This is a genomic window from Bradyrhizobium sp. BRP56, from assembly GCF_020194035.1.
Classification (GTDB): Bacteria; Pseudomonadota; Alphaproteobacteria; order Rhizobiales; family Xanthobacteraceae; genus Bradyrhizobium; species Bradyrhizobium australafricanum.
In genome coordinates this window covers 98,214-121,723 of sequence record NZ_JADYVV010000007.1, presented here as the reverse complement: position 1 = coordinate 121,723, position 23,510 = coordinate 98,214, and the positions used below count along the sequence as shown (strand labels likewise).

The following is a 23,510-nucleotide window of genomic DNA, read 5'->3' as shown; positions in this document are numbered from 1 at the left end:
GGTTCACGAGCCCGGTGCGGCTCCGGCCGCACGCGCAGACACTGAAAGACCTGAGTGCACGTGATGCAGGCAACCCTGCGAGAACCGCCTCGCATTTTCACGGAGTCTCAGAACGGGGAAAACGTTGTCCCTCTGCTGACAGGGAATCCCAGCCTTGTGCTAGCAGCCGGAACAAACGACGGGCCACGGGATTCGTCGTATTCGGAGTCCATTTCAATGCTGATGACCATTGAGCGAAAGCCGACAACACGGACACTGCGGGGATGGGCGATTCAAATGCTCCAGGAAGCGGGCGCCATCCGCGAGTGCGAGGAGCACGGTTGGATGCAGGACCGCGCCGATCCGCATGCACGAGAGCGCGCCTTCGATATCGCCCGTCACGACCCGCCAGCAGACGTCTCCCCTCAAGCAGCGGAGGCCCCGGTTCGCGACGTGCTGGACTCGATTGGTGATACCTGCCCAGAATGCCCCCCTGACGAGGAGGACCGACGCTAAGCACCGATGCCACCCGTCTCCTACTCAGCGGCCTAGCCGCCTTTCCACCCGCTTCCGCGTATTGCCGACCTTTTTGACAGCCTTCTTCACCGCCGGCGCCGACCTTCCGGTCTTCTTCGCCTCGTACTGCACCTCGTAGTCCTGCCCGCCGGCCACCCGTGCCCGGTCCTGCTTGCGTCCGCGGGACGTCTTCGACTTCTTCGCTGCCGCCATGGATACCTCCTGTTCGTGGCGTCGAGGCAACGCAACAAGGATTCGGCGGTTCCGGAACGATTCGAACTGTGCCAATTTGAATCAGCTGTAGCGTGGAGTTCTTCAGTGGCGTTTCAGCGTCAAAAAGCGGCGGCCATCGGCCTCAAGGCCCCCTTCCCCGGCTTTATCGAACCGGCCCTGGCCACCTCGATCGAGAAGGTGCCATCCGGAGAGCGCTGGATTCACGAAATCAAGCTCGACGGTTACCGTGTTCAGGTCCATCTGGCCAACGAGACGGCGAAGATCTTCACGCGGCGCGGCCACGATTGGACGCATCGCTTCAAGAAGGTCGCTCACGATGCCTGGCGGATCAAGGCGAACTCGGCGGTGGTGGACGGCGAGATCGTGGTACCTGCCGCCGACGGCACGACCGATTTCTCGGTCCTGCAGAACGAGCTCAAGGGCAAGTCGAAGAGCATCGTGCTCGTCGCGTTCGATCTGCTCTATCTGAACGGCCGAGATATCCGGAAGCTACCGCTCTTTCAGCGCAAAGCCGAACTCAAGAAGATTCTGAGCGGCACCGACATCCAGTTCAGCGAAAGCTTCGAGATCGACGGCCGCGAGATGTTCGCGCACGCCTGCAAGCTCGGCCTCGAAGGCGTCGTCTCGAAGGTCCGGGGCAGCGCCTATCCGACGGGACGCACGAATGATTGGGTCAAAAAGACCTGCGTACAGCGTGAGACGCTGACCATTGCCGGTTTCGCACTCGATGGGACGAAGTGGGACGGCATCTACGTCGGCCGGCGCAAGGGCGACGATCTGGTCTACGCCGGCAAAGTCGACCACGGCTTCGACAAGGTCTCGGCCGCCGATCTGCAGAAACGGCTTAAGCCCCTCATTCGAAAGACCCAACCATATACCAAGCGCATCGGTCACAAGGGCATCTGGGTCGAACCCAAGCTTCTGGCCGAGATAGAATATCGCGCGAAGTCGGCCGAGGGAAAGGTCCGCCACCCCTTCTTCCGGGGCCTGCGGGAGGACCTGTGATGGATGCGTTCGATCGCTTCTGGCAGTGGGCGAACAAGCCCCCCGAAAGTCCGCTGACGATTCCGGCCGAGCTGCGTCAAACGGTCATGGAGCTCGCTCCCGAGGACCGAGGGGACCGCACCACGGTGAACCGAGCCGCAGCGCGCGCACCAGACCCCGAACGATGAACGCTTGCCGGCGACCTCTGCCTTCCTCGGTGCCGCTGAGCAAGAACCCGTCAAGAAACTAACTCCGCGCACGCTGCAGCGCAGCTTCCAATCGCTCCCTCTCCTTATTCCAGCGATCGTCTTCGGTTTGCGATCTCTTCGCGAGAGCCTCAACCTCGGCCTGGATGGCGGCAGCCCGCTTCGCGTGCTCCTGCTCCGCCTTGTCCAGCGCAACCTGCGCCTTGTCGACCGCCTGCTGACGGCGCTCACGTTCTCTCTGCCTGGCGGCCTCCACCCTCGCCCGTTCACTCTCCCGGCGCCTCTCCTCCCGTTCGTAGGCAAGCGCAGCCTTCCGCTCTGCCGCCTTGTCGACCGGACGCGAGGAAGGCTTCTTCGCAAAATGGCCCTTCGATTTGCGGGCGGCTTTTGTCGATCTTCTGTCCCCGCCGAGATCGGAGGGCAGTTCGGCTTGCTCGCTGAAGGATCGGTCGGATCCGACCGGGCGCTTGAGAACGACGCCAGGCTTCTTCATGGCCGCAGCGATGACGTCCGGATCGTCGCTTTCCTTCGCCGCGCCCTGGTGGAAGAGATTGCTGTTGGCGCCCCAGGCTTCGAGGGCCGCTTTCATGGAAGGAGCGGCGATCGCCAGATCGAAGAAGCCCAGCGAAGTCTGAAAGGTTTTCAGTTTTCTCGCCATCGGTCTGATCCGCCCTCCTTAATCGAGCGTCAACGTCGCATGCCACGAAGCCTGCGGAACACGACGCGGCCCCGAAGCGTTCCCTAATCCTTGAAGGACGTCCATGCATTTCGCAACGTGCTCTTAAGGATTGGCCTCGAATGAGCCGGACGTCGACCCTGCCCAAGCGCCTGCAGCCGATGCTCGCTACGCTCACCGACGCGCCGTTCGACGATCCCGGCTGGGTTTTCGAGGACAAGTATGACGGCTTCCGGATGATCGCGGAAATCCGGCAAGGCAAGGTTGCGCTCTACAGCCGCAATGGCAAGATCATCAGCCGCAGCTATATCGAGGTCGCCAAAGCGCTGGAGGACGTGAAGGGCGATGCCGTGATCGACGGTGAGCTCGTCGCGATCGGAAAGGACGGCGTCTCGCATTTCCAGTTGCTTCAAAACGCGCTGCGCCATGAGGCGAAGCTTCTGTATTGCGCCTTCGACCTCATGTTCGCAGACGGTGAGGACCTGCGTGCGCTGCCGCTCCTCGAGCGCAAGAAGCGGCTCAGGGCCATCCTTCCGCGCCACAAGCTCGTCGCGTTCAGCAACCACCACAAAGGCAAGGGAACGAAGTTCTTCGCAGACGCCGAGCAGAGACATCTCGAAGGCATCATGGCCAAGCGCGCCGATAGCCCGTACGCGTCCGGACGCCGGACCGCCGACTGGCTGAAGGTGAAGACCGCGCAGCGGCAAGAGGTCGTGATCGCTGGGTTCACGGCGCCGAGGCGAACCCGGCCTTTCTTCGGCGCCCTCGTGCTGGCGGTACGCGAAGGGGATGCATGGCGGTACATAGGCCACGTTGGCACCGGCTTCAGCCACCAAGTTCTCGAAGAGCTTCACGGCAAGCTCATGAAGCTCAAAGCCGATAAGTCGCCGTTTCCCGGCAAAGTGAAGGACGAGCGGGTCACGACGTGGGTGCGTCCTTCGTTGGTGGCGGAGGTGAAATTCGCGGAGTGGACGAGCAACGGCGAGCTGCGCCAGCCGGTCTATCTCGGCCTGCGGTCCGACAAAAACGCCAAGGACGTCGTTCGCGAAAAGAACTGGTCGCGAAAATAATGCCGGCGAGACGAAGCGTAGACCTGTTCAGCCGGCGTCGCGCTCAGATGCCGAAGGCCATGGCGGCAAGGGCGGCAACCCGAGAACCTTACGTACGGGTCCGAACGATCGCCGGTGAGGAGCGCATGCGCCAAGCCTGGCGAGCGCCTCATAATGAGCCGGTACCGGGTAGCCCTTGTGATCCGCGAACCCATAACCGGGGTGTCGCACGTCGAGCGTCCGCATGACTTTGTCGCGCTCGACTTTCGCGAGAATGGAGGCGGCAGCGATACTGGCGGACTTGGCGTCGCCCTTGATGATGGCCTGCTGGGGGATGTCGATTTCCTTCAATCGCTTCGCGTCGATCAGCAGATGCTGCGGCGTCAAGTTTAGCCCCCGGACCGCACGCTGCATAGCCAGGATGCCCGCCCAATAGATGTTGATCGCGTCGATCTCCTCGACCTCAACGAACGCCACACACCAACTCTCCGCCTTTTCCTTGATCTCCTTCGCGAGTTCCTCGCGAGCCGCAGCGTCGAGCTTCTTCGAGTCGTCGATCCCGACGATCCGCGTGCCGGGTTTCAGAATCACGGCGCCAGCGGAGACCGGCCCGGCGAGAGGGCTCATTCCGGCCTCGTCCACGCCTGCGACGGCACGATGGCCGCTCTCCCAGAGAGAGGTCTCGAATCGGAGCATCTTGCGGAGGCGCTGCCCTTCGGACCTATTCTCGAAGCGGCGTTTATCGATTGAAGCCAGGATGGCACGCGCTCCCGCACGGGTGTCGGCCCGCAAGATCTGCTCGACGCTGGCCTCGAGCGGTCTTTTCTCGACGACATAGCGCTGACGCAATACATCGAGTGAGTACTGGGACATTACGGCCTTCGTGAAGATTGACTATTGGGGAGCATGTCAGTGAACTTTATGGCGATTGTCTGAAGTAGCTATACCGCCTCACCGACCGCGCAACGCCGTCTCAGAAGGAACCCGGCCAGCTCTCCCGCGCGGGTTCGGCCTCCATTTCCTCGCTATATTGTCGCGCCTCAGTAGAAGGACCCGTGCTCAGTCGCCGTCCCGAGTAGATCGGGGCCGGCATGGCCGCAAACAAGGTAACGGCGGTACGCTTGGGGCTGGGGAGGCAAATCGACAGTCCGGGACTATCAAACCGCTGCTCCCATTTGGCGGATTTTCTTCCCTCAGTCGCTACCTCAAGACGCGTTTGCTCTTGCCCGTTCGCGCGCCTCGCGCCGACGTTCACGTCTTTCGCGCCGTCGCTTGGCACGATCGGCGGGCTGCCGCAGCGGAGGAACAGGCGCCGGCGAGGTCGCACTCGTCTCCAGAACTGGAGGCGCCTCGGCCCTTTCCAAGGCCGTTGGCCGCGCTTCCATCAATTCGAGCAACGCCCGTCCTTTGGACGTGATCTTCCATCCTCCGCTTATCCGTTCGACCAATCCTTGTGAGAAGATGTCGAGGTCGGACACTCTCGCCGCGAGGCGCCTGGTCCGGTCCGCCCAGTCGCGGCCACTCGTTGCCAGGATGGCCATATCCCTTGAGGTCCTCCATCACGGCAAAGCCGTCCGGATAAGCTACCAAAATCTTCAGGACGGTGACTTGAAAGTTCACGCCCGCCCCGCGATCAGCGCCACATCGTCGGCGCGTGCGAGAGAGCGTCGCGACCAATCTGTTTGAGACCTTCGGGAGAGATCTCGCCTCTCGTCGCAGCCTCTAAAATTTTCGACGCGACGTGGGCACGTGCCCCGGTCTCGCGGTCCGAGACGCTTTCACAGACTTCATCGAGAACCGCGCGCAAAAGCGCGGTGGTTGCCGTGTCGAACATAAGCTGCCCCCATAAGGGAAAATCTAATCCTAGCGCGGTTTCGCACGCTTGAGGATTCAAGAATGTTAAGCTTGCCGATGGTGCGCTGCACCCATGGTTGCGTACCGCGACGATGGAAGCCCGCAAAATCGAACTGATTGGGCTGAAGGCGATGCTACCAAACACTCCCAAGGGAAAATCACGCAAATTGATAAACTTCCCAGCGGCGCGCAAAGCGCACAAGCCGCTATTTCAAATCGCGAGGTCGACGGCTCTATGCGCGGTTGCTTCGGCCTGGCGGTCCGCCGCCGTTCTGGCGTTGCGCACCGACCGGGCCGCCATTAGGCGGCTGACGAGATGACCTCGTATAACGTCGTCGAGATGGGAATCGCCATTCGCCGGGGCTGCCGCGGACGGCGAAGTAGTGGCCTTCGGCATCACCGAATGCTTCACGACTCCTAAGCCGACTTCCGCTGCGGCTTGGCCGCCGGCTTCTTCACCGTGGCCTCTTTCGCCGGCTTCTTGCCTGCGATCGGCATCAGCATTTCCTTCTGCCCAGTGGCCGCCTTGCGCGGCTTTTTGGCTGTCTTCTTCGGCGCCTCTGCCGGGCCCGTCGCGTCCCGTCCGATGCTCTTGCGCAGCGCGTCCATCAAGTCCACGACGTTCTCACCTCGAGGACGCTCTTTCGCTCTAATGGGCTTGCCGGCGCGCTTCTGATTGATGAGATCGATGAGGGCAGTTTCGTACTGGTCTTCGAACTTGTCCGGCTCGAAATGGCCCGCCTTTTGATTGACGATGTGCTTGGCGAGATCAAGCATGTCCTTGGTAACTTTGACATCCTGAATGTCATCGAAATATTCATCCGCGGAACGGACCTCGTACGGGTAGCGCAGCAGCGTGCCCATCAGTCCCTTATCGAGAGGCTCGAGCGCAATAATGTGCTCGCGATTAGTCAGCACCACACGGCCGATTGCGACCTTATTCATCTCGCGGATGGTTTCCCGAATGACGGCGAAGGCATCGTGGCCGACTTTACCGTCCGGACGCAGGTAGTAGGGCCGAATGAGATATCGCGGATCGATCTCGCTGCGGTCGACGAGCTCGTCGATCTCGATGGTTCGCGTCGATTCCAACGCGACGTTCTCGAGCTCCTCCTTGGTCACCTCGATGAAGGTATCGGTATCAACCTTGTACCCCTTGACGATGTCCTCGTTGTCGACCTCCTCGCCAGTGTCGGCGTCGACCTTGGCGTACTTGATCCGATGGCCGGTCTTTCGGTTCAGCTGATTGAACGAGACCTTTTCGGATTCCGACGTGGCCGGATAGAGCGCGACCGGACAGGTGACGAGGGAGAGACGAAGGAAGCCTTTCCAGTTGGCGCGTGGGGCCATCGCGGGGGAACTCCATTCTTGATGCCGGATTCAAGACAAACGCCTTGCCTTGGTTCCGACACCGCGACCCGTCCATCAGGCCGATTTTTCCATCTAGACCCTTGGACGGACTCGACATTTGTTCTTGTTATGTTCTAATTCGGGAATGACCGACCGACCCGCGAGCTGGCGCATGCCGACCCCGAAGCAGATGGAAAAGCTGGTTGCCGAAGCCGCCCGCAGGCCGAGCCCTTCGCCTCCGGCTCCGGATTCGCAGCCTCCGGCCGAATACTGGGAATCGGTCCTTAGAGACCCTCGCGCCGGCACGACCGAGGCCCAAATGCGGCAGCGGCGTCTCTCCGAAATTCAGCGCCACGTGCTGCGCGTCTCCTGCCGCCGCTGCGAGCGGACCGTGGAAATCCAGACCGCCGATGCTGTCCGATTGTATGGCGCCAACGCGCTCTGGAAGGACGTCGCACAGCGGCTGCTCGACAACACCTGCCAGCAGCGCACCGGCAGGCATGAAGAAGACGGGTGCTGGCCAGCGTTCGAGTCGCCGTAGTTGCTCAGGATTTGCCGATCCGATCTCTTTCCGCCTGGATGTGCGGATGGCCCCGAAGCATCACCCTACGCCCCTGTCGGGCGGCGATCGCAAGGCTCTGGCGAAAGAGCTCGGCAAGGCGCGCGCGATGGCCAACATTCTGGCTACCCAATCGGCGGAGATGCGGGCCAAGGGCGAGGCGATGATCCAGCAAGCCGACAGGCTGCTTTGCGAAAGCTGGAACGAGCGGATGTGGAGTGACGGCGAACCGATCGATCCGTCGCCGACCATCGACCAGGCTGTGAACGGAGGCTTCCCCTGGCTTGAGATCAGATGCGCGCGCTGCAAGACGCCGAGCGACGTCGATCTCGCGGCGATGAAGCACCCGCCGACCACCTTCGTGCACGATCTCGCCAGCCGGCTGCGCTGCCGCAAATGCGCCAGGGCGGGCCGGCGTCCATCCGCGACTCTGCTACAGTTGACGTGGCAGCCGCGCCACCCTCGAACCGAATCCTGACCGATGTGCAATCTCTATTCGATCACGACCAACCAAGCCGCGATCAGCGCGCTGTTCCGCGTCCTAAACCGATACGTTGGCAATCTGGCGCCGATGCCGGGGGTTTTTCCGGACTACCAGGCGCCGATCGTACGAAACGGGGCGGAGGGCCGCGAACTCACGACTGCGCGCTGGGGAATGCCATCGTCGTCAAAGGCGCTCATGGACGCCACGAAGAAACGAGCCGAAAAGCTGCAGGCCAAGGGCAATACCGTCGATTTCAAGGAATTGCTTAGAATGGAGCCGGACGGCGGCACGACCAACATCCGCAATGTGAAAAGCAAGCACTGGACGCGATGGCTGGGGACCGAAAATCGCTGTGTGGTGCCGTTCAACTCGTTCAGCGAGTTCAACAAGGCCGAGGGCGGTGACATCTGGTTCGCGCTCGATGAGACCCGTCCCCTCGCCTGCTTCGCCGGCATCTGGACCAACTGGACGTCCGTTCGGAAGGTCAAGGAAGGTGAGACGACCAACGACCTCTACGCGTTCCTCACGACCGAGCCGAACGCCGAGGTCGGCGCCATCCACCCCAAGGCGATGCCGGTGATCCTGACGACGCCAGACGAAGTCGAGACCTGGATGACGGCGCCTCTGGACGAGGCCCTGAAGCTGCAGCGGCCGCTACCGGACGAGGCACTCCGGATCGTTGCCCGCGGCGTCAAGGAAGATACGGCCGGGCTAGCGACGTGACCATCGAGGACGATGATGACCGGGCAGCTTCCCCGGGCCGCCAACGCAAGATCATCCATATCGACATGGACGCCTTCTATGCGTCCGTCGAGCAGCGGGACAATCCGGATCTCCGCGGCAAGCCGGTCGCCGTCGGCGGATCCCGCGAGCGCGGCGTCGTGGCGGCAGCCAGCTATGAAGCGCGCAAGTTCGGCGTCAGGTCAGCCATGCCATCGGTGACCGCGAAGCGGCAATGCCCAGACCTGATCTTCGTGAAGCCCCGCTTCGAGGTCTACAAGGCGGTCTCCCTGCAAATCCGTGAAATCTTTGCCGAGCACACCTCGATCATCGAGCCGTTGTCGCTGGACGAGGCCTACCTCGACGTGACCGAAAATCTGCAGGGCATTCCGTTAGCCCGGGACGTCGCGTTGGCGATCCGTGCGAAGATCAAGGAGGTAACGGGCCTCAATGCTTCGGCCGGCATTTCCTACAACAAGTTTCTGGCAAAACTCGCCTCCGATCACCGCAAGCCGAACGGCCACTACGTCATCACGCCGGAGATGGGTCCGGCGTTCGTAGAAAACCTGCCAGTCGGCAAATTCCACGGCATTGGGCCAGCGACCAGCGCCAGGATGAAGGCGCTGGGCCTCTACACGGGGCTCGATATGCGCAATCAGTCGCTCGAATTCATGCAGACAAACTTCGGGAAGGCCGGTAGCTACTACTACTGGATCTCGCGGGGCGTCGACAACCGTGAGGTCCGCGCTGACCGGATTCGGAAATCCGTCGGCGCCGAAAACACGTTCGTCACCGATCTCACCGACTTCGACGCGATGGTCGCCGAACTCGAACCACTCATCGACAAAGTCTGGCGATACTGCGACGGTACCGGCATCCGGGGTCGCACGGTGACCTTGAAGGTGAAGTTCAACGACTTCGAGATCATCACGCGCAGCAGATCCGTTCCCGTCGCGGTTTCGAGCCGCAGCGACCTGGAACGCCTATCGATCGCTTTGCTGGAGAACGAGATGCCCGTCCCCAAGCCGGTCCGGCTTCTAGGCGTCTCGCTTTCCTCGCTACAGGACGAATTACAAGTGGAGCCTCAATTCAACCTGCCGCTCTGATGAAACCATGGATCAGGGGCAATCTCGCTAGCCCCCACGACAAGCCGCACTGGTTCGTGGACGTGCTGGCGGTCAGCATGCGCGAGAAGGCCGTCTATCTTTGCGAAGTCACCCAAGGACCGCGCAACCACCGAGCCCATAGACCGGCTGACCCTCTGCCAAGGTTTCATGGCCAGTATCGTCAGCGAACACCGCCAGACAATCGGCGCGATCGCGCGGCCCAACGATGGAGGACAAGATGCAGCTCTGGACGATCTGTGAACTGATGCACCTGACGCGGAACGAACTGTGCGATCTCGCCGGCAGGATCGAAGGCGCCCTCTCGGGTTTCGACCCAGGCACAACACGCCGGCTGGACGCCCCTGACCAGCCTCGACAACATCCGGCGCGTGATGGTGAGCAGGGGCCTGCACTATTAGTTTCGGATCTCTGTGACCAACCTGATGTTGTCCCCAGCAAAGAGGACGGACGCAGATCGTCGAGCGATCCGAATTGGAGTACCCATAACTATCCGCCGGCAATTTCGCGCCCCCGCATCCATGGAGTAGGAAATGCTCGAAAGAGAGAAAGCGGTTGAGGCTTTAGCCGATACCTTGATGGGCCTCGGCGCTCCGTTTGCGTTGCCGGAGGACTGGATCATTCTCTGCGACAACGACGATCTGCGCCATATGCCGCAGGCAGCAGCAAAGAAGGTGCTGGCGAAAGCGAAAAAGGAGACGGCGCGCCGGTGGCTACGGGAGCGTTTTCACCCCAGTGAAATGGATATGGAACTCTCGGAAGAGTCCGAAGGTGGTGACGGCACCGAGGAATTCGACGACAAGCCGCTAAAGCAGCGAGCCATCAATTCGATCGATGATGTCGTGTCCTCGGTCAAATCACTGCGCGAGGCGCAAGCAAATATCCCAAGCAGTCCTTCACAATCAAAGGCGCATGAGGCAACGGTGGCGGCGCGTGTAGCGTACGGCTATCCAAAGGAGCGGCCAGAACGAACCGATTGCTTCGATGACGACGTACGTCGCCAGTGCCGACGAGTCATCAACAATATCTACAATAGCACGGTGAAGTTTTCCGGACCGGTGGTCTACGTGATCAGCACCGACAATCCGGAATTCGTGAAGATAGGATTTACGACCCGCCCTGAGCACCGATTGAAATCCTTGCGGACAGCTTCGCACGTCGAGCCTACGATTCACCTGACGATCCCGGGCACACGGACACTTGAAGGCGAGCTTCACGCGCGCTTCGAAGCGGCTCGATACAATCGCGAATGGTTTCGGCTGACGGACGAAATCAAAACGTTCATTGCCGCGGAAAGAGACGTCTGAAGCTCGAAGCATGGGCACATCCTGTCCGAAGCAGCACTTGCGGACCAATCACGGCCGCCTGGAGGTCGCGGATCATGGGCGATACAGATCGAACAGATGCACGGCGGGGCGACCCTGCACGTGGTGCGCCCACACTTCAATGGTTGGGAGCTCCGGGACCTCGGCTGCCAGACGATCGATCCGTTGAAAGATCCGCTCGAGATTGCCGTGGCCATAGATCAGGTAAATGGCTCGCTCATAACCTACCCTGCGACGAAACAGGGAGAGAGTCCGGATATCTTTTTCTATCCCTTCAGCGGTGGCCTTTTGCGACTTGACTTCAATGATCGTATGGTTGCGTCCCATGTCGCCTGGACCATGAACCAGCAAATCCGGCTTGGCATAGCTAGCGTCCAGTCGGGACAGGATGGGATGTGCCGCCTTGTCGACCTCGCCGTTCAAGCGGAAGGGCCCGTCGTCAGGCCAGCGCCGCCGCATCTGGTGGTAAAGCTCGTAACAGTAGACGCGCTCGCGATAGACAGGGCCGCCGCCGTGGATCGGCAATCGGAAATACTCATGGCCAATCTCCGCGGTCGCCGAAGCCAGAAAATTGCTTAGCATATTCATGACCGGCTGCCCCAGGACTCGTTTCGCGTTGGGTCCAAGCTAGGCGCCGCTTAGGAATTGCATAGGCCGATATGATAGACCAGGATTATCAAGGCGACGGACTTTCCAGAACCGGTTAGCGGCGCCCTCGGGAAATACACGGGTCAGCATGCATGGCGGTTGACGAGGCGATCATCGAAGCCGAAAGGGCGATTGACCAAGCTTTCGAAGCTTCGCCTCTGCTATCGCTTCCATCCAATCAGGCCATGTGGACTGTTCTTGCCGTTAACGAGGACATCTTCCTCAGATTGCATACCGAGCGACCGCATGAGGAGATGCACATGGTCGCCGACACACTGCTCAATTCCCTGACGCATCCTTTGCGGACGTGCATGCGAAGGTGGAGGGATAGCAGCAGCCCCGTTCGGCGTACCTACGTCCCCGACGATTACGGCCATGCATGGCAGTGGCTGAAGCTGGCCGAACAATACGATCAATTCTGCTCCATCTTTCCTCTCTGGCATCGCAAGAGGTTGAAGCTGTCGGTCAAAGGAAAACGCCTTTTGAGCGAATCCGTCCATAAAGATGACAAGACCTACGAAGCTTACAACCGACTGATCCGCAAGGAAGGACGAGATGATCCTGTTCTTGAAGATCCGCCTGCCGAACTGCTGCAGCTTCTGCGGGATCGGACGAAGCTGCGGGAAACGTGGTTTCGGCTCAAGTTTGATCGGGAAGTCGTAGCACGTCTGGTCGATTTTCACCGCGAGCCTACAGCGCGGCGTTTCACCCTCCCCGACGATTGGCGCTTTCTGAACTTCTCCCTCAAGGAGTACCGGACTGTCATGGTAACGATGCAATCCATGATGCACGGTTGGTACCTGGTTCGCACAATGGTCGCGAACGATGGCATGAGGGGCATGGGTTATCCATCGTCGGTCTGGCTTTTAGACAAGGACGACCTGGCTAATCAGCTCGCCGAATACACCAACGTTCCACGCCCATCACTCGAAGCCATTCTCGATCTTGTTACCTTCGGATCGAACGGCATACTCAATCCCGATGTCGCGACGCAGCCGCTTATCGGCCTCGGTAACAATCAGGTCGCCCTAGCGCCGTTCGTCTTTCTCAATCTGAACGTCGAGCGCAACCTTTGCACGCTACTTAATCAGATAAAGGAAGAGCGCGATCATTACTCCCGCCTTGTCGACATGAAGGAGGATGCGCTGATCGGCGAGATTCGACAGTTTCTCGCCGACACGGAGTTTGAAGTCATCACCGGAAAACTTCCAAGTACAGACGTTGATTGCGCGATCGTCGATCGGAACAATCGATGCTGTCTCTGCCTTGAGCTCAAATGGTTCATTGAGCCGGCTGAAATCCGGGAGATTGGCGATCGTACTAAGGACCTCAAGAAGGGCCTAACTCAGGCCAGACATCTCAACGAACTTTTTCGAGCGAACGACCAGCGATTGCGACAACTCCTCGGCATCAACTCCGCCTACGACTTCCTCAGCGCTGTCGGTTCGGTGAACTGGATCGGCATGGCGGACGTCCAGGACCCGTCCATCCCAATCGTGAAGGTCTGGCATCTGATGGGTGAACTGAAGGAGAAGGGCCTGCCTGCCATTATGAGCTGGCTGCGACAGCGCGACTATCTGCCTAAACCAGGCAGGGATTTCAATGTCGTTTCACTTCCCATCAAAGTCGGAGATTGGAGCGCCGACTGGTATGGCATAACGGCCCCGAACTCAGAGCACTAAGATGTGCTCACGACGATCGACAACGTCCGGCGCGCCATGGTGCTGCGCTCTCTGCACTATTATTGGAGTGCCTACCCCACAGATCTAAGTGGCGGGCCCGTATTCCTACGGGGCAGTTTGGCCAACATGGTCGAAGCTCTCAGCTTGCACACCCGTGCAGGTTGCGAAACAATGGCCTCTTTGAAAGACATACTTCAATTAAGCAAGGGCTCTTAGTTGGACCTTCCGCCGCCATTGTATTTTCTTAAGGACTAAGACCTTGCTTACGTATTCATCAAAAACGCAGCCATATTTGGACGCGATTGCCAAGGCTTACACGTCCGGTGCGGTCAACGATTGCCTGTCGGACGAACGAATTTCTCGTTCCCAACGTGTGGTGACGCACCGCGAAGCCTCAGTTGTGATCTCCGACTATTCGGGCCTGTGATGGCGACCCCCAAACAACCCGCACAGTTAAAGGACAAGGAGCTCGTCGAGTTCGCGACGACGTTCCTTCAGCTATGGGCCGCCTCGGCAAAGCAGGTGCTGAGCAATGCACAAGGACTCAAAACAATTCTGTTGGGTAAGGGCCCGTCTTATGCCTTCGGTCCGGGCGGGGGCGTCGAAATAACGGACGAGATCGGGGATGCGTTGCGCGGTTTCGTACTTCGTGCCGCAAAGCTTCTCGGCTCCAAGGCGGCGCATGAAAAAGCGATTTCTGGCATCGCTATGAACCAAGCTCACGAACATGTTGCTGGAGGTACGACACTAAACGACGCTGTCACCAGTCTTATCCAAGAGGTGTTCGCGCAAGCAAATTCTTCGTTCGAATATCTTGCGCCGAACTACCTCTTCCAACTGCATGACACGGTCAAAGACATTCGGATTGGACCGGTCAGGGTGCTTCGGACAAGCGACTTTTCTGCCGAAAGACAGGCGTTGTATCCGAACGACGGCGCTGAAATCGTTCCTTCGGAGCAATTCTATTTCCAACTTCAAGGACCCAAGGTCAAAATCGGAATGCGTCCAGTCTGCTGGCTTGTGGGAGTGGACGCCGTTGCTGAAAACGTCGAGGAGGAAGGTAAATGGCTTATTGATGTGGCTGTCAGCTTCCTGCGCCTCAATCATGCCTCTTGGCAGGGTCATTTCCCAGGAAATGGAGAAATTGAACCCCATCCGGCGCGTCCGTGGCGCCTTCACAACGAAGGTGTAAAAATTCAAGGACCGCGGATTTCCGCAGGCGGAAGCGCTGTTCCAACGTGGTACCTGATCGAGGACGCTGTCTTAAAAACGACCAATGACAGCAAGTTCGTCGAGAACGCAAAGCTCATCTTTGAACCACCGAAGAAGAGCCTGGCAGAGCGAGTCAGCCAAGGGCTCGGGTGGCTTACCCGCGGCCGCCAGGCTGAAGATCGTGCCGAACGCCTCCTGTATTTTTTTACGGCAATCGAGGCGCTTCTTTCCAATGATGACAAGACAGCGCCCGTCGTTCAGACGATCGCGCGACATGGTTCGGTCCTTCTGACAGACGACAATGCAGTCCGTCCAAAAGCTGCTACAAATATCAAGCAGCTCTATAGCCTCAGGTCGTCTCTCGTACATGCGGGCAACCGGTCCATGCTTTGGTCCGCAACGAATGGTGCACAGGCGCTGGCTGAACAAATGTTCTATGTCGTGCTGGACAAAGCCGATCTGAAGATGACGCACGCAAACTTCTGCGATGACTTGGCTGCGGCCAGCTACGGCGTACCGTGGCCTACACCCGTGACAGCCTGATGCCATCCCAGCCGCGCTTGCAGTTATGGTCGCAAGCACCGTAACAACCAAACCTCCCCTGCCGAGGGTGTCTCGACAGGGGATTGATCGGCTGACTAATCGATATTGAAAACGTTAGCTGCGATACGCCTCCATGCGGCGCGATCCATTGCGGCCTCTGCCAGGACGCCGCGCGGGTCGTTTGGCGGCCTTGGCCAGTTCTGCCTTGGCGCCAAGGATTTCGGCGATGACGGTCTCGGCCTCGGTGAGGAGACGTTTGCTCTGCTCCCCGCCGGTCAGGTCCCGCCATTTGAGCCGTGTCTTGTAAGGCTTCGCCGGCTTGAAGCTCTCGGTCGGTTCGAAGGTCTCGACCCTGAACACGATCGCCCGATTGACGGCAACACTGTCCTCGGTGAAGAGGTGCAGTTCGTGCTCGACCGCAAACTCCTGCGGCGTCTGCTCGGTGAGAACGATATCCCGATTGAGCATGACGATCCGGCCCTTGTAATCCTTTTCGGGCTTGAACTCTGGATTGGCTGCGGGATCGAACGGCTCGACGAACGCGACCTGTTCGACGGGTACCAGCTTCTTTCCGATGGTGATGACTTTCATGTGTATCTCCTGTTTGTGGGTTGAGGAGATTCCGGTGTACCGAAAGCGATTGATCCGCTGCACAGGAAGGGTTGGGAATCGAGGCGGAATGGTTGGGAATGTCTGTCAGTGAGGCGGGCAATGATCGTCAGGGGATGATAATCTGGCGGCTCGACTCAGGTGCGTCGACCACCAAACGATACGAGCTGCCACCCAACGGGTTTCTCGCATGCATCGCATTCATCCGCTTGCTGCGGCGTTTCCGGAAATGAGCATGCCTGTCTACGACCGGCTCAAGAAGGACATCGCCGCACGGGGACAGCGGCGACCGATTGCCTTGTATGAAGGGGCCGTTTGGGACGGCCGCGCGCGGCTTCGGGCATGCAGTGAGTTGGGCCTGCAACCAAAGTTTCGGTTCCTGAAGCCGAAGGACGAACCAATTTCCTATCTTCTGGTGCGGCATGACCGATATGGCGAGCCACACTCTCCCGAGAGGATGGCAGCTCTGACGACGCTCCGGCGCTTCTACGATGAGGATTGGGTCGCTTCGTTCAAGAAGCAACGCACGGCCTGGCTGCGCGAAGCGCGCAACGAGTTCCGATCGGTGGTGCCGCTGCGGACGCAGCCCTGTGCCGTATGTCAGCAGCATGCTGAATTCGTTCATGCCCACCACTCCGTACCGCTCAATGTGCAGTTCGAACTGGGGATCGAGAATGCGCTCCATGATTTCATCTGGCTGTGCCCGACGCACCACCGCCACATGCACATGATGATTAGCGTCTACATGACTGACACGAGGTCCGGCGACTTTCTCGACCAGATTCCGGATCGGGCGCTCGACCATTGGCATGCTGTCGAGCGCATCTTCCAGGCGGCTGTTGATCTGTTTCGGAGCATCGGCGGCATGCACCAGAACGGGCTCGGCTCCGACTATCCCTACTACGATTACGGCTGGTCGGGATAATTCCTGAAAACAAAGACTCGGCCCTCCCTCATGGCTACTGGGGATGCCGGACGCTATCACTTTTCTGCCGAAGGAGCTGTGCCGTTAGCGTCGTTGGCTCCCGATGGCGCCGCGGCCTTGCGATCTCGGAGGGTGCCTTCTCGGTAGGCCCGGATGATATCCGCATTGGGATCTGGATGCTCGACCAGCGTCCCCTCAAAGATGGTCGATCGCAGGCATTGCGCCGCAATCCGCTCCAGATCGAATAGGGGATCGTCGCCATATGTTTCGTAGTAGCGATGATATTTGTCAGAGTCGTACACGTCCGGCGCGCCGCCGTGGATCACCGAATTGCGTAGGCCGAGCAGGAGTCTGAGGCGCGGATACTCAAAGTTTGTTTCGCCATGCTTACTGATGGCATCGATGACTGCCTGCGTCGCCTGACCGACATCGCCGAAGATTGCGTCCAGCGTCATGAAGAGCCATGGGAAGCGCTCCGGCGCATCCAGAGGCCAGGCGCGGTAGAAATACTCGAGCGCCCGAACCTGCCGGCGGGTCTGCCCGTCAGAAGCGGACAGCTTGCCCGGCAGCATGGATAACCATGCATGATCGGACGTTCGAATGACAATATCCTCCGACATTCCAGGCGTATGCGCGTCGCTATAAGATGTTGTCATGCCGCCGTGCGCATCCAGCGTGCAGCGGCCGCCAAACATGCTACGCATGGAAAATTGGTGCCGGTACGCGGGAAGCGGTGTAAGCGCCAAAGCGCCCAGTATCGCCGCTTTCATCTTGTTGGAAGCCTGAAAAATCGGCGATCGGATTCCAAGCCACGCCGATGGCCTTTCCTTTCTGCCGTTCCAGTCGGAGACCGGCGGAAACTCTTCCGGATCAAGCCCCGCCAAACCTCCGATACCTGTTTTACTGTCACCGAGGGTTTTCGCCTGAACAAGAAAGAAGGGCGATGAATGGAAATCCTCTTCGACGCGTATAGGCACCAGCGGAAACAGTGTGAGCTCAAGCGGTGGATTGAAGATTGATGAACCGGCGAGAGCGTCCGCCAGAGCCGCCTTCGTTTCTTTCGATACGTGCTCGCTGTACGAACACTCGAACTTCCGCAAGAAGGTCTCGTTGCCGAGTTGGCCGTAGCTCGCCGTGATGAAGCTTGCAAGCTGGCTCTGAATGTCTCGCACTGACATAGATCTGAGGTATGCGGGCCCAGATTGACGAACGAACAGTACGGCACGCACCATCAGACGTCTTCGAAAGAACACGTAAGTACTGAGGCGCCTGTTCCAGAGAGGGGTTCCGGGTGGACCAAAGAGAAATCGGCTCTCAAGGCCGTCGTCCCCTCTCGTCCGATACATCGCCGAAAGGATCAGCTCGATGGCTTGTGAAAAGATTGTCTCTGACATCGCGCTAGAGTAGCGAAAACGATCGCCCTGCTAAAGAACCTATTAGTTTATATCACAACCCTGGGCAGACTCTTGCTCTCTGCGGCTTCTAGGTCGCACATCGCTCCTCGATCATCCCGTTGAGGAGATCGGCGGGCGCGTACCGATTGAGCGCATCCGCAATGGCCGCTTCTGAAACATAAATGTAGCGACCGCTAAGGAGCAAGCCGCAATAGGAGTCATCCAGGCTAAGCAGGTCGCCTCCCGGGATGGGATATCGCTCGGACACTTGCATCATGGTCAGATATTCGGTCTTGAGCACGATATCCCTCGGTTCGTTCAAGGTATATACGGCGGCCATCTCACGCAGTAGCCTTTGCGTGCTCTCTTTGGTCACCCGCCGAAACCACCGACGCAAATCGAAAAGCTCCTCAGGCTCCATGTCCAGAGATCGGGCCGAAGCGATTAGCTGCGGATCGAAGCGTGCATTTGATCGATCGCCAAATGGATGCTGATACTCGAACACAATCCTGGCGCCATTTTCTAGCTGGCGATCATTGATATCCGCCTGAAGACTTACCAAGCTCATTGCGGCCTCCCTCGCCTGCCGTTCGACGACAGATGGTCAGGCCAGGATATCTATGTCCTTGAGCACCCGAATTCAAACCCGAGGCTGAAAGCCCGCCTCGCGGTGGCTAGCTCCAATTCACTCGCAAGCGACCACGCGGGGCACTACGATTGGGCCCATGCGAAGGTGATGTGAAGCGACCGACAGAACGACGGATCAGATCGGTCCAGGCGGCTCAAAACGGGGCGCGCGACGCGGAAATGGAGACAGGCGATGACGACGGTCAGCCCCGAGATTAACGGAGTCCCTCTTTTCACCAAGGACGAGTGGGACGCTCACGCCGCGCACGTCACTCGAGAAATGCAGGAGTTCACGAAGCCGTTCATGACCCCCATTTCGAAAGTGATCGACGATGACTACGGAGAAGCATGGGGAACGGGAAGTTATATCGAACTGGACAAACGGCCTCATATTCTGACGAACGATCATGTCGCGCGAGCCTTGGAGGCGAACTCCTTGGGGCACCAGTTCATGGGCAATGATAGTGTCTATAGGGCGACGCAGCCGTTTCACTCATTTGACCTGCCGTTCGACGTCGCCGTCAGTGAAGTGGAGAGGCGCATTTGGAACAACCGGCCGCATAATAGCGCCGTGATCCCGGAAGAAAAATGGGCTCTCGCGCATCTGCCTTTGGAACGAGAACTGCTTTTCGTTAAGGGCTTCGCAGGCGCCGATGCACGATTTTTATTCGGTGCATTGTTCAGCCAAGCCACGTCCTACACCTGCCAAGAGGTTAAGCTCCCCTCCGACTCTCGTTTCCATTCCCGCTTCCATTTTGGATTAGACTACCGCCCCGATCTGGCCAAGCGGTTGGATGAGCGTGATCTCCCAATTCCGCGCGGGTTCAGCGGATCGCTGGTCTGGAATACAAGGTTTGTCGAGACGCATCTGAGGAAAGAAACCTGGACGCCAGAATCCGCCCAGGTTACCGGGCTTGTGTGGGGGTGGCCATCTTCCGCGGCATTCCTGGTGGCAACCCGCGCTGAATATATTCGCAGCTTTCTTCTGCGGGTTCTTGAGCAATAGGACGAAAAGCCAGACTGTATTATCTTGTCCGGACCATACGGAAGGCCGTTGGGGCGACCGCATTCTTGGAGAAAGCCCCACAAGGTAGAGATAATTTCTCATGAGCGATGACTTTGACGATCCCAACGACATGCCACCATATCGCGAACGCGCCGATATCGGAATGAACGAGCTTGTGGGCGCGCTCAACTCCTTTCAACTGATGGACGATCCGTATTTGAGCATGCAGATCTACAATCTGGCTCTCGTCGATCAATTCATCATGGAGCTCGAAGAAGAGGTGTTGCAGAAGCTTCTGCACGAGGAGCGCACACCCCCGGAAACGATGTTTCTGTCCGCACAATCGCAAATGTGGATATTCGCCGCTTATGAGCTGATGCGGACCTGGCGCGAGAGAGCAACCGACGTTCTTAATCTTCACAAGAACGGCGGCCTAAAACTCAAGATCGATGCACTAAGAAAGCCGCAAGGCTTCACGCATGTTGGCCGCGAGATCCGGGCGGATCAACTCCAGCGAATCGTGGACGACGAGAATGCAGTAGAACGTATCCGGGAAGATCTTCGCGTGGCGCACGTTCCGTTCGGCAATCTGGAGTATATTCGAATTGCCCTGGCTAAGCATCAGGTACCCGGAAAGGCGAAACAGATTGCCTATGCGCCCGGCTATGGGCGCATCAATCAATGGTGTGGGTCGCTTGACTATCAGCTTGAGCGCGGTCGGGTGATCCTTGGACAGATCAGCCGTCGCAATATTGCGGATGAATTGAGGGCGATGAGCGACCGCACCAGCGTCCCATCTGAAGATGACCTGAAATCCTTCGATGAATTCATGAAGGGGCCCAAACACGATCCGTTCGACGGCCCATAAAAATCCGGGCACCTGCGTGGTCGACACCCTGAACGTCGAAATGGCCGAGGATATTCTTCGGGTCGGCTTCGGTCATGCGGGGCAGATCCTCATGGTGGCAGCCGTTCCTAAGGAACAGGGGAGGCATTGCCGGATCAAAAAGCCCGGCAATCATGGCCGTGACATATCGAAAGGGCTCAAGGAACATGGGAGCGTTCAAAACGGTATCGCTGCCGTGCACGAACATATTGCGTATCATCGTAATCGAACGGACATCGGCGGCAACCAGGCCTTGCGCATTCGCGGCTTCGAGTAATTCGCCAAGCATCGCCGGCGGCATTGGCTTTCCTTTGCGCGTCGTGCGCCCCGCGAACTGATGGCCGATGCGCAGCCGTAGCGCCAACTCAAGACAAGGGAAAGTCTGGGCCGCAGCGAGCGTCAGAAAGTCGTAGGCGAAGTATGAGTAGATATAGGCGTTGCGGATACCGTCGTGACTGCGCCGAACGGATTCGGGGACATAATCGGGCAGCGCCAAGGCGCTCATATCGCCATGCAGGGCTTCGAGCGTGCTGCCGACGAAGCCGGCTGAGCCCGCGTAGTAGGGGTCCGGCGTGAGAAGATTGCGACCGTCTTTGAGCATATCAACCTCGGGATTGATCGGCCGTAAGCAACCTAGCTCCTTACGGAGTGGAATGAATTCTCCGTGAGGCGCCCAACTTCTGCCCGAACGCGCTCAACGGAAAGTCCGCTTACGCCAAATCTTTCAAACAGCGAAGCAACGAGCGGATGGAGCACCTCAGCCAGCTTTTCCTTGATCTCCTGAACCGTAACGGTCGTTTCGAGCAAGGCTTCGTCGCTGCGTGCCGCTCCACCTTCAAATATCAGGTCACTGGACGGGTTACCCCAATTGCGGAGGACGCGCCCCATCAAGCCCGAGTAGTGCGCACGCATGCGGACCTTGATGTCAGCCGCATCGCGCTTCATGAGCGTTGCAAGTTCCGCTGCATGCAGCAGCAATTCACCCATGCGCCAAACCGGTAGAGTGGTGTCAAAGATTGTTGCAGGCGCAAAGGTGTCTTGCGAATCTTCTTGATAGCCCCGGATAATAAGTGCGCGGCCGGATGGAGCGACACGCCAGAAATCGCAATGGGCAGGATCGCCCAAGGGACGGTTGGCACCTGTCTCATCCGTCGGCTTAAGCCAGCATTCGATGGTGCCATCTTGCTCGCGAGGTGCCAGTTCGTGCCGCGTGAGAAACAAGAACAGGGGCCAACCCGTGTGCCGAATGACGGCCTTCTCCAGAATGTCTTTAAATTTGTGCAGCTCGAAGGTTGGAAGATCGCCTTCGAGCGCGTAGTCAAATTGGTAGGAGCCATTGGGAAAGCGCCCCGGCGAATTGTCAGGAAGCTTTTTGGTCAATTCGCGCCAACGCGTGAGAGCGTCGGATACAAAGGCTCCCTGAACGCTGTTGGAGTCGCGCTCAAAGACGAGACCAACCACGCGCAAAATATCGAACACCTTGGCAAGTGTGAGCGTCTCCTCACCACGATCGAAGGCGACTATGGTTGGAATGGATACACCCGCCAATGCAGCATGCTCTTTTTGTGTGAGCTTCTCGGCGCGTCGGCGGCGGATCGCTTCCGCAACGACCGATTTCCAATTGAGAGCTTCTACTCTTCCAGGATTCGCAGGCATGCGCCCCTCACAATGTCAGAATACCGATGAACAAACCCATCGGGCGGCTCGCCGCGCGGGGGCTCGATGATGGGGGCAGCTTTTTTGACGCGTGCTTTGATATCTGTACGCGTTTGGTCCACCGTAGCCTGAGACAGGCCGATGCTTAGGCCGAATGAAGACAGCAGCGGCCACGTAACTTCATCCAAGTTGGGTTTCTTGCCATCGATCGAAAGCGCGATGTTTTGATCGAAGCCGTCATAGAGGGCCGTGTTCAGTATATCGTAGGCGGGCGAGAGCCGAAGGCCGTGCGGTGTTTCGAGCAACGAAAAATTCTTCAGATGAGCATCGCAGTTGCCGACGAGGACAAAGACGATCACACGGCGGAAGAATTTTGAAAGGTCAATTTCAGGTCGAACTGAATGTTTTTTGAGAGCCGTGGCGACCTCTTCATACGAAGCGTCGTACTTTCCGTTGAAGTCGGCTCCTCGCGGCTTAACGAGTATTTGTGCAAAGTCCTCGAGCCGCAGCTTTTGATTATCCTGCGTACGATCGAAGCGCGTGACGACCAGGCCCACTTCGTCGAGCTTGGAGACTTGCCCTTGCGTAAATGTGTTCACTTCATCGGCGCCAAGCAGAGCAGCTGCCCATCGCAAGCTTAGAGCTTCGTTGCGGACAAGACTGTCGAGCCGCTCCGAATTGAATTTCGCGATATAAGGAGCCGGACCGGTGGCGGCCGCTGGGGCAAAATGATCGCCCTCTCGGACAACAAGCAACTTGCGCTGCACGCCGGAGATCGTGCGGCCTGGGTTGGCCGTGGCTTCCTTGACCGGCGGAAGGTTTTGCGCAGCACCGTTCTTGTCGCGCACGCTGACGGCGCCAATACAGTCGGCGCCAAAACGTAACAGGAGCCCAAAGTCATCTTGCTCCTGAAGATGGGCGACGTGGGTTTGCTTGTCGCGAAGCCAGCCTTCGGGGCCGAGATGTTGAAAGAAGGGGTGCAACCCTTGCTTCCATTCATGCTCCCGGCGGCTGACGGGAAAGCAGCAGCCGATTTCGGTGTTCCAGTCAGCGTTATAGGTGAAGCGCGAACCTCCGGTGGCGGTTTCGTCCAAGGTTCCGACAACCTTGTCTTTAAACAGGATCTCTGCGCTTCTGATAGCCATGTTAAGCCCTGCCTTAGTCTAGAGAGATTTCCGCTGTGAAAATAAAATATAACTTCCTTTTTGAGAATTTTCCATCTAGGAATAAGCCATAGATTATTTTATACGATCTAAGGCTCA

Annotated in this window: 26 protein-coding genes and 1 pseudogene; 14 read left to right on the top strand and 13 right to left on the bottom strand. The window is 58.5% G+C overall.

Going from position 1 to position 23,510, the window contains the following annotated elements; all coding sequences use genetic code 11:
• Positions 1-216: 216 nt before the first annotated feature.
• Positions 217-495, top strand: a complete 279-nt coding sequence (locus tag I6F38_RS07590; RefSeq protein WP_225159777.1) for a hypothetical protein — start codon at positions 217-219, stop codon at positions 493-495.
• 24 nt (positions 496-519) lie between these two features.
• Here the strand turns inward: I6F38_RS07590 and I6F38_RS07585 are convergent, their stop codons facing one another.
• Positions 520-708 (bottom strand): DUF3606 domain-containing protein, encoded by a 189-nt coding sequence (locus tag I6F38_RS07585; RefSeq protein WP_225159776.1) that lies wholly within the window; start codon positions 706-708, stop codon positions 520-522.
• Between the two features lie 105 nt (positions 709-813).
• On the opposite strand from I6F38_RS07585, the gene ligD (I6F38_RS07580) reads away from it, so the two are divergent.
• Together ligD (I6F38_RS07580) and I6F38_RS07575 are read left to right on the top strand one after the other, a co-directional pair.
• Complete coding sequence (ligD, locus tag I6F38_RS07580; protein ID WP_225159774.1) at positions 814-1,734, top strand: non-homologous end-joining DNA ligase; 921 nt, start codon at positions 814-816, stop codon at positions 1,732-1,734.
• Positions 1,734-1,901, top strand: coding sequence for a hypothetical protein (locus I6F38_RS07575; RefSeq protein ID WP_225159771.1), 168 nt, complete (start codon positions 1,734-1,736; stop codon positions 1,899-1,901). Before ligD (I6F38_RS07580) ends, I6F38_RS07575 begins: the two co-directional genes overlap by 1 nt.
• A 58-nt stretch (positions 1,902-1,959) precedes the next feature.
• Here I6F38_RS07575 and I6F38_RS07570 read toward each other — a convergent pair whose 3' ends face one another.
• Positions 1,960-2,577, bottom strand: a complete 618-nt coding sequence (locus I6F38_RS07570; protein WP_225159769.1) for a cell envelope biogenesis protein TolA — start codon at positions 2,575-2,577, stop codon at positions 1,960-1,962.
• Between the two features lie 140 nt (positions 2,578-2,717).
• Here I6F38_RS07570 and ligD (I6F38_RS07565) point away from each other — a divergent pair, with 140 nt between their 5' ends.
• The gene (ligD, locus tag I6F38_RS07565; RefSeq protein ID WP_225159766.1) at positions 2,718-3,665 is read left to right on the top strand and encodes a non-homologous end-joining DNA ligase; all 948 of its coding nucleotides are present in this window, start codon (positions 2,718-2,720) and stop codon (positions 3,663-3,665) included.
• Positions 3,666-3,692: 27 nt separating this feature from the next.
• Here ligD (I6F38_RS07565) and I6F38_RS07560 read toward each other — a convergent pair whose 3' ends face one another.
• From I6F38_RS07560 to I6F38_RS07545, 4 genes and pseudogenes are all read right to left on the bottom strand, one after another.
• On the bottom strand, positions 3,693-4,517 hold the full coding sequence (locus I6F38_RS07560; RefSeq protein WP_225159764.1) for a ribonuclease HII: 825 nt from the start codon (positions 4,515-4,517) through the stop codon (positions 3,693-3,695).
• Positions 4,518-4,849: 332 nt separating this feature from the next.
• Positions 4,850-5,264, bottom strand: a pseudogene (locus I6F38_RS07555) (hypothetical protein).
• 13 nt (positions 5,265-5,277) lie between these two features.
• Positions 5,278-5,478, bottom strand: a complete 201-nt coding sequence (locus I6F38_RS07550; protein WP_225159763.1) for a hypothetical protein — start codon at positions 5,476-5,478, stop codon at positions 5,278-5,280.
• A 437-nt stretch (positions 5,479-5,915) separates the two neighbouring features.
• Positions 5,916-6,848, bottom strand: coding sequence for a Ku protein (locus I6F38_RS07545; protein WP_225159762.1), 933 nt, complete (start codon positions 6,846-6,848; stop codon positions 5,916-5,918).
• Between the two features lie 145 nt (positions 6,849-6,993).
• Between I6F38_RS07545 and I6F38_RS07540 the strand changes: the two genes are divergently transcribed.
• From I6F38_RS07540 to I6F38_RS07520, 5 genes are all read left to right on the top strand, one after another.
• Positions 6,994-7,389: a hypothetical protein gene (locus tag I6F38_RS07540; RefSeq protein WP_225159761.1), complete on the top strand. Its 396-nt coding sequence runs from the start codon at positions 6,994-6,996 to the stop codon at positions 7,387-7,389.
• 46 nt (positions 7,390-7,435) lie between these two features.
• Entirely contained in the window at positions 7,436-7,885 is a 450-nt protein-coding gene (locus tag I6F38_RS07535; protein ID WP_225159801.1) for a hypothetical protein, read from the top strand.
• Between the two features lie 3 nt (positions 7,886-7,888).
• Positions 7,889-8,614: an SOS response-associated peptidase family protein gene (locus I6F38_RS07530; RefSeq protein WP_225159760.1), complete on the top strand. Its 726-nt coding sequence runs from the start codon at positions 7,889-7,891 to the stop codon at positions 8,612-8,614.
• The gene (gene dinB, locus I6F38_RS07525) at positions 8,611-9,717 is read left to right on the top strand and encodes a DNA polymerase IV (protein ID WP_225159759.1); all 1,107 of its coding nucleotides are present in this window, start codon (positions 8,611-8,613) and stop codon (positions 9,715-9,717) included. Before I6F38_RS07530 ends, dinB begins: the two co-directional genes overlap by 4 nt.
• Positions 9,718-10,268: 551 nt before the next feature.
• Entirely contained in the window at positions 10,269-11,042 is a 774-nt protein-coding gene (locus tag I6F38_RS07520; RefSeq protein ID WP_225159758.1) for a GIY-YIG nuclease family protein, read from the top strand.
• 72 nt (positions 11,043-11,114) lie between these two features.
• Here I6F38_RS07520 and I6F38_RS07515 read toward each other — a convergent pair whose 3' ends face one another.
• Positions 11,115-11,648 (bottom strand): methionyl-tRNA formyltransferase-like protein, encoded by a 534-nt coding sequence (locus I6F38_RS07515; RefSeq protein ID WP_225159757.1) that lies wholly within the window; start codon positions 11,646-11,648, stop codon positions 11,115-11,117.
• A gap of 152 nt (positions 11,649-11,800) precedes the next feature.
• Here I6F38_RS07515 and I6F38_RS07510 point away from each other — a divergent pair, with 152 nt between their 5' ends.
• Positions 11,801-13,390 (top strand): hypothetical protein, encoded by a 1,590-nt coding sequence (locus tag I6F38_RS07510; RefSeq protein ID WP_225159756.1) that lies wholly within the window; start codon positions 11,801-11,803, stop codon positions 13,388-13,390.
• Between the two features lie 426 nt (positions 13,391-13,816).
• The gene (locus I6F38_RS07505) at positions 13,817-15,145 is read left to right on the top strand and encodes a HEPN domain-containing protein (protein ID WP_225159755.1); all 1,329 of its coding nucleotides are present in this window, start codon (positions 13,817-13,819) and stop codon (positions 15,143-15,145) included.
• A gap of 114 nt (positions 15,146-15,259) precedes the next feature.
• On the opposite strand, the gene I6F38_RS07500 is transcribed toward I6F38_RS07505, so the two are convergent.
• Positions 15,260-15,736 carry a hypothetical protein gene (locus tag I6F38_RS07500; RefSeq protein WP_225159754.1) on the bottom strand — a complete coding sequence of 159 codons (477 nt, stop codon included), beginning with the start codon at positions 15,734-15,736 and terminating at the stop codon, positions 15,260-15,262.
• A gap of 253 nt (positions 15,737-15,989) precedes the next feature.
• On the opposite strand from I6F38_RS07500, the gene I6F38_RS07495 reads away from it, so the two are divergent.
• Positions 15,990-16,679, top strand: a complete 690-nt coding sequence (locus I6F38_RS07495; protein WP_225159752.1) for a hypothetical protein — start codon at positions 15,990-15,992, stop codon at positions 16,677-16,679.
• Positions 16,680-16,735: 56 nt separating this feature from the next.
• Here I6F38_RS07495 and I6F38_RS07490 read toward each other — a convergent pair whose 3' ends face one another.
• Both I6F38_RS07490 and I6F38_RS07485 read right to left on the bottom strand, forming a co-directional pair.
• Positions 16,736-17,851, bottom strand: coding sequence for a hypothetical protein (locus I6F38_RS07490; protein WP_225159751.1), 1,116 nt, complete (start codon positions 17,849-17,851; stop codon positions 16,736-16,738).
• A gap of 310 nt (positions 17,852-18,161) precedes the next feature.
• On the bottom strand, positions 18,162-18,641 hold the full coding sequence (locus tag I6F38_RS07485) for a hypothetical protein (protein ID WP_225159750.1): 480 nt from the start codon (positions 18,639-18,641) through the stop codon (positions 18,162-18,164).
• A gap of 252 nt (positions 18,642-18,893) precedes the next feature.
• On the opposite strand from I6F38_RS07485, the gene I6F38_RS07480 reads away from it, so the two are divergent.
• Both I6F38_RS07480 and I6F38_RS07475 read left to right on the top strand, forming a co-directional pair.
• Positions 18,894-19,706 carry a hypothetical protein gene (locus tag I6F38_RS07480; RefSeq protein WP_225159749.1) on the top strand — a complete coding sequence of 271 codons (813 nt, stop codon included), beginning with the start codon at positions 18,894-18,896 and terminating at the stop codon, positions 19,704-19,706.
• 100 nt (positions 19,707-19,806) lie between these two features.
• On the top strand, positions 19,807-20,574 hold the full coding sequence (locus I6F38_RS07475; protein WP_225159748.1) for a hypothetical protein: 768 nt from the start codon (positions 19,807-19,809) through the stop codon (positions 20,572-20,574).
• On the opposite strand, the gene I6F38_RS07470 is transcribed toward I6F38_RS07475, so the two are convergent.
• The 3 genes from I6F38_RS07470 to I6F38_RS07460 are packed head-to-tail and all read right to left on the bottom strand — an operon-like array spanning position 20,534 to position 23,393.
• On the bottom strand, positions 20,534-21,193 hold the full coding sequence (locus I6F38_RS07470) for a hypothetical protein (RefSeq protein WP_225159747.1): 660 nt from the start codon (positions 21,191-21,193) through the stop codon (positions 20,534-20,536). The genes I6F38_RS07475 and I6F38_RS07470 overlap by 41 nt on opposite strands.
• A 32-nt stretch (positions 21,194-21,225) precedes the next feature.
• Positions 21,226-22,248 carry a transcriptional regulator gene (locus tag I6F38_RS07465; protein WP_225159746.1) on the bottom strand — a complete coding sequence of 341 codons (1,023 nt, stop codon included), beginning with the start codon at positions 22,246-22,248 and terminating at the stop codon, positions 21,226-21,228.
• Positions 22,224-23,393 carry a HipA domain-containing protein gene (locus I6F38_RS07460; protein WP_225159745.1) on the bottom strand — a complete coding sequence of 390 codons (1,170 nt, stop codon included), beginning with the start codon at positions 23,391-23,393 and terminating at the stop codon, positions 22,224-22,226. The genes I6F38_RS07465 and I6F38_RS07460 overlap by 25 nt, the downstream gene beginning before the upstream one ends.
• Between the last annotated feature and the right edge of the window lie 117 nt (positions 23,394-23,510).

What these genes read in the sequence shown, in the direction of transcription:
- I6F38_RS07590 (WP_225159777.1), top strand. Translation starts at nt 217, where the DNA reads ATGCTGATGACCATTGAGCGAAAGCCGACAACACGGACACTGCGGGGA.
- I6F38_RS07585 (WP_225159776.1), bottom strand. Translation starts at nt 708, where the DNA reads ATGGCGGCAGCGAAGAAGTCGAAGACGTCCCGCGGACGCAAGCAGGAC.
- I6F38_RS07575 (WP_225159771.1), top strand. Translation starts at nt 1,734, where the DNA reads ATGGATGCGTTCGATCGCTTCTGGCAGTGGGCGAACAAGCCCCCCGAA.
- I6F38_RS07570 (WP_225159769.1), bottom strand. Translation starts at nt 2,577, where the DNA reads ATGGCGAGAAAACTGAAAACCTTTCAGACTTCGCTGGGCTTCTTCGAT.
- ligD (WP_225159766.1), top strand. Translation starts at nt 2,718, where the DNA reads ATGAGCCGGACGTCGACCCTGCCCAAGCGCCTGCAGCCGATGCTCGCT.
- I6F38_RS07560 (WP_225159764.1), bottom strand. Translation starts at nt 4,517, where the DNA reads ATGTCCCAGTACTCACTCGATGTATTGCGTCAGCGCTATGTCGTCGAG.
- I6F38_RS07550 (WP_225159763.1), bottom strand. Translation starts at nt 5,478, where the DNA reads ATGTTCGACACGGCAACCACCGCGCTTTTGCGCGCGGTTCTCGATGAA.
- I6F38_RS07545 (WP_225159762.1), bottom strand. Translation starts at nt 6,848, where the DNA reads ATGGCCCCACGCGCCAACTGGAAAGGCTTCCTTCGTCTCTCCCTCGTC.
- I6F38_RS07540 (WP_225159761.1), top strand. Translation starts at nt 6,994, where the DNA reads ATGACCGACCGACCCGCGAGCTGGCGCATGCCGACCCCGAAGCAGATG.
- I6F38_RS07535 (WP_225159801.1), top strand. Translation starts at nt 7,436, where the DNA reads ATGGCCCCGAAGCATCACCCTACGCCCCTGTCGGGCGGCGATCGCAAG.
- I6F38_RS07530 (WP_225159760.1), top strand. Translation starts at nt 7,889, where the DNA reads ATGTGCAATCTCTATTCGATCACGACCAACCAAGCCGCGATCAGCGCG.
- I6F38_RS07520 (WP_225159758.1), top strand. Translation starts at nt 10,269, where the DNA reads ATGCTCGAAAGAGAGAAAGCGGTTGAGGCTTTAGCCGATACCTTGATG.
- I6F38_RS07515 (WP_225159757.1), bottom strand. Translation starts at nt 11,648, where the DNA reads ATGAATATGCTAAGCAATTTTCTGGCTTCGGCGACCGCGGAGATTGGC.
- I6F38_RS07510 (WP_225159756.1), top strand. Translation starts at nt 11,801, where the DNA reads ATGGCGGTTGACGAGGCGATCATCGAAGCCGAAAGGGCGATTGACCAA.
- I6F38_RS07505 (WP_225159755.1), top strand. Translation starts at nt 13,817, where the DNA reads ATGGCGACCCCCAAACAACCCGCACAGTTAAAGGACAAGGAGCTCGTC.
- I6F38_RS07500 (WP_225159754.1), bottom strand. Translation starts at nt 15,736, where the DNA reads ATGAAAGTCATCACCATCGGAAAGAAGCTGGTACCCGTCGAACAGGTC.
- I6F38_RS07495 (WP_225159752.1), top strand. Translation starts at nt 15,990, where the DNA reads ATGCCTGTCTACGACCGGCTCAAGAAGGACATCGCCGCACGGGGACAG.
- I6F38_RS07485 (WP_225159750.1), bottom strand. Translation starts at nt 18,641, where the DNA reads ATGAGCTTGGTAAGTCTTCAGGCGGATATCAATGATCGCCAGCTAGAA.
- I6F38_RS07480 (WP_225159749.1), top strand. Translation starts at nt 18,894, where the DNA reads ATGACGACGGTCAGCCCCGAGATTAACGGAGTCCCTCTTTTCACCAAG.
- I6F38_RS07475 (WP_225159748.1), top strand. Translation starts at nt 19,807, where the DNA reads ATGAGCGATGACTTTGACGATCCCAACGACATGCCACCATATCGCGAA.
- I6F38_RS07470 (WP_225159747.1), bottom strand. Translation starts at nt 21,193, where the DNA reads ATGCTCAAAGACGGTCGCAATCTTCTCACGCCGGACCCCTACTACGCG.
- I6F38_RS07465 (WP_225159746.1), bottom strand. Translation starts at nt 22,248, where the DNA reads ATGCCTGCGAATCCTGGAAGAGTAGAAGCTCTCAATTGGAAATCGGTC.
- I6F38_RS07460 (WP_225159745.1), bottom strand. Translation starts at nt 23,393, where the DNA reads ATGGCTATCAGAAGCGCAGAGATCCTGTTTAAAGACAAGGTTGTCGGA.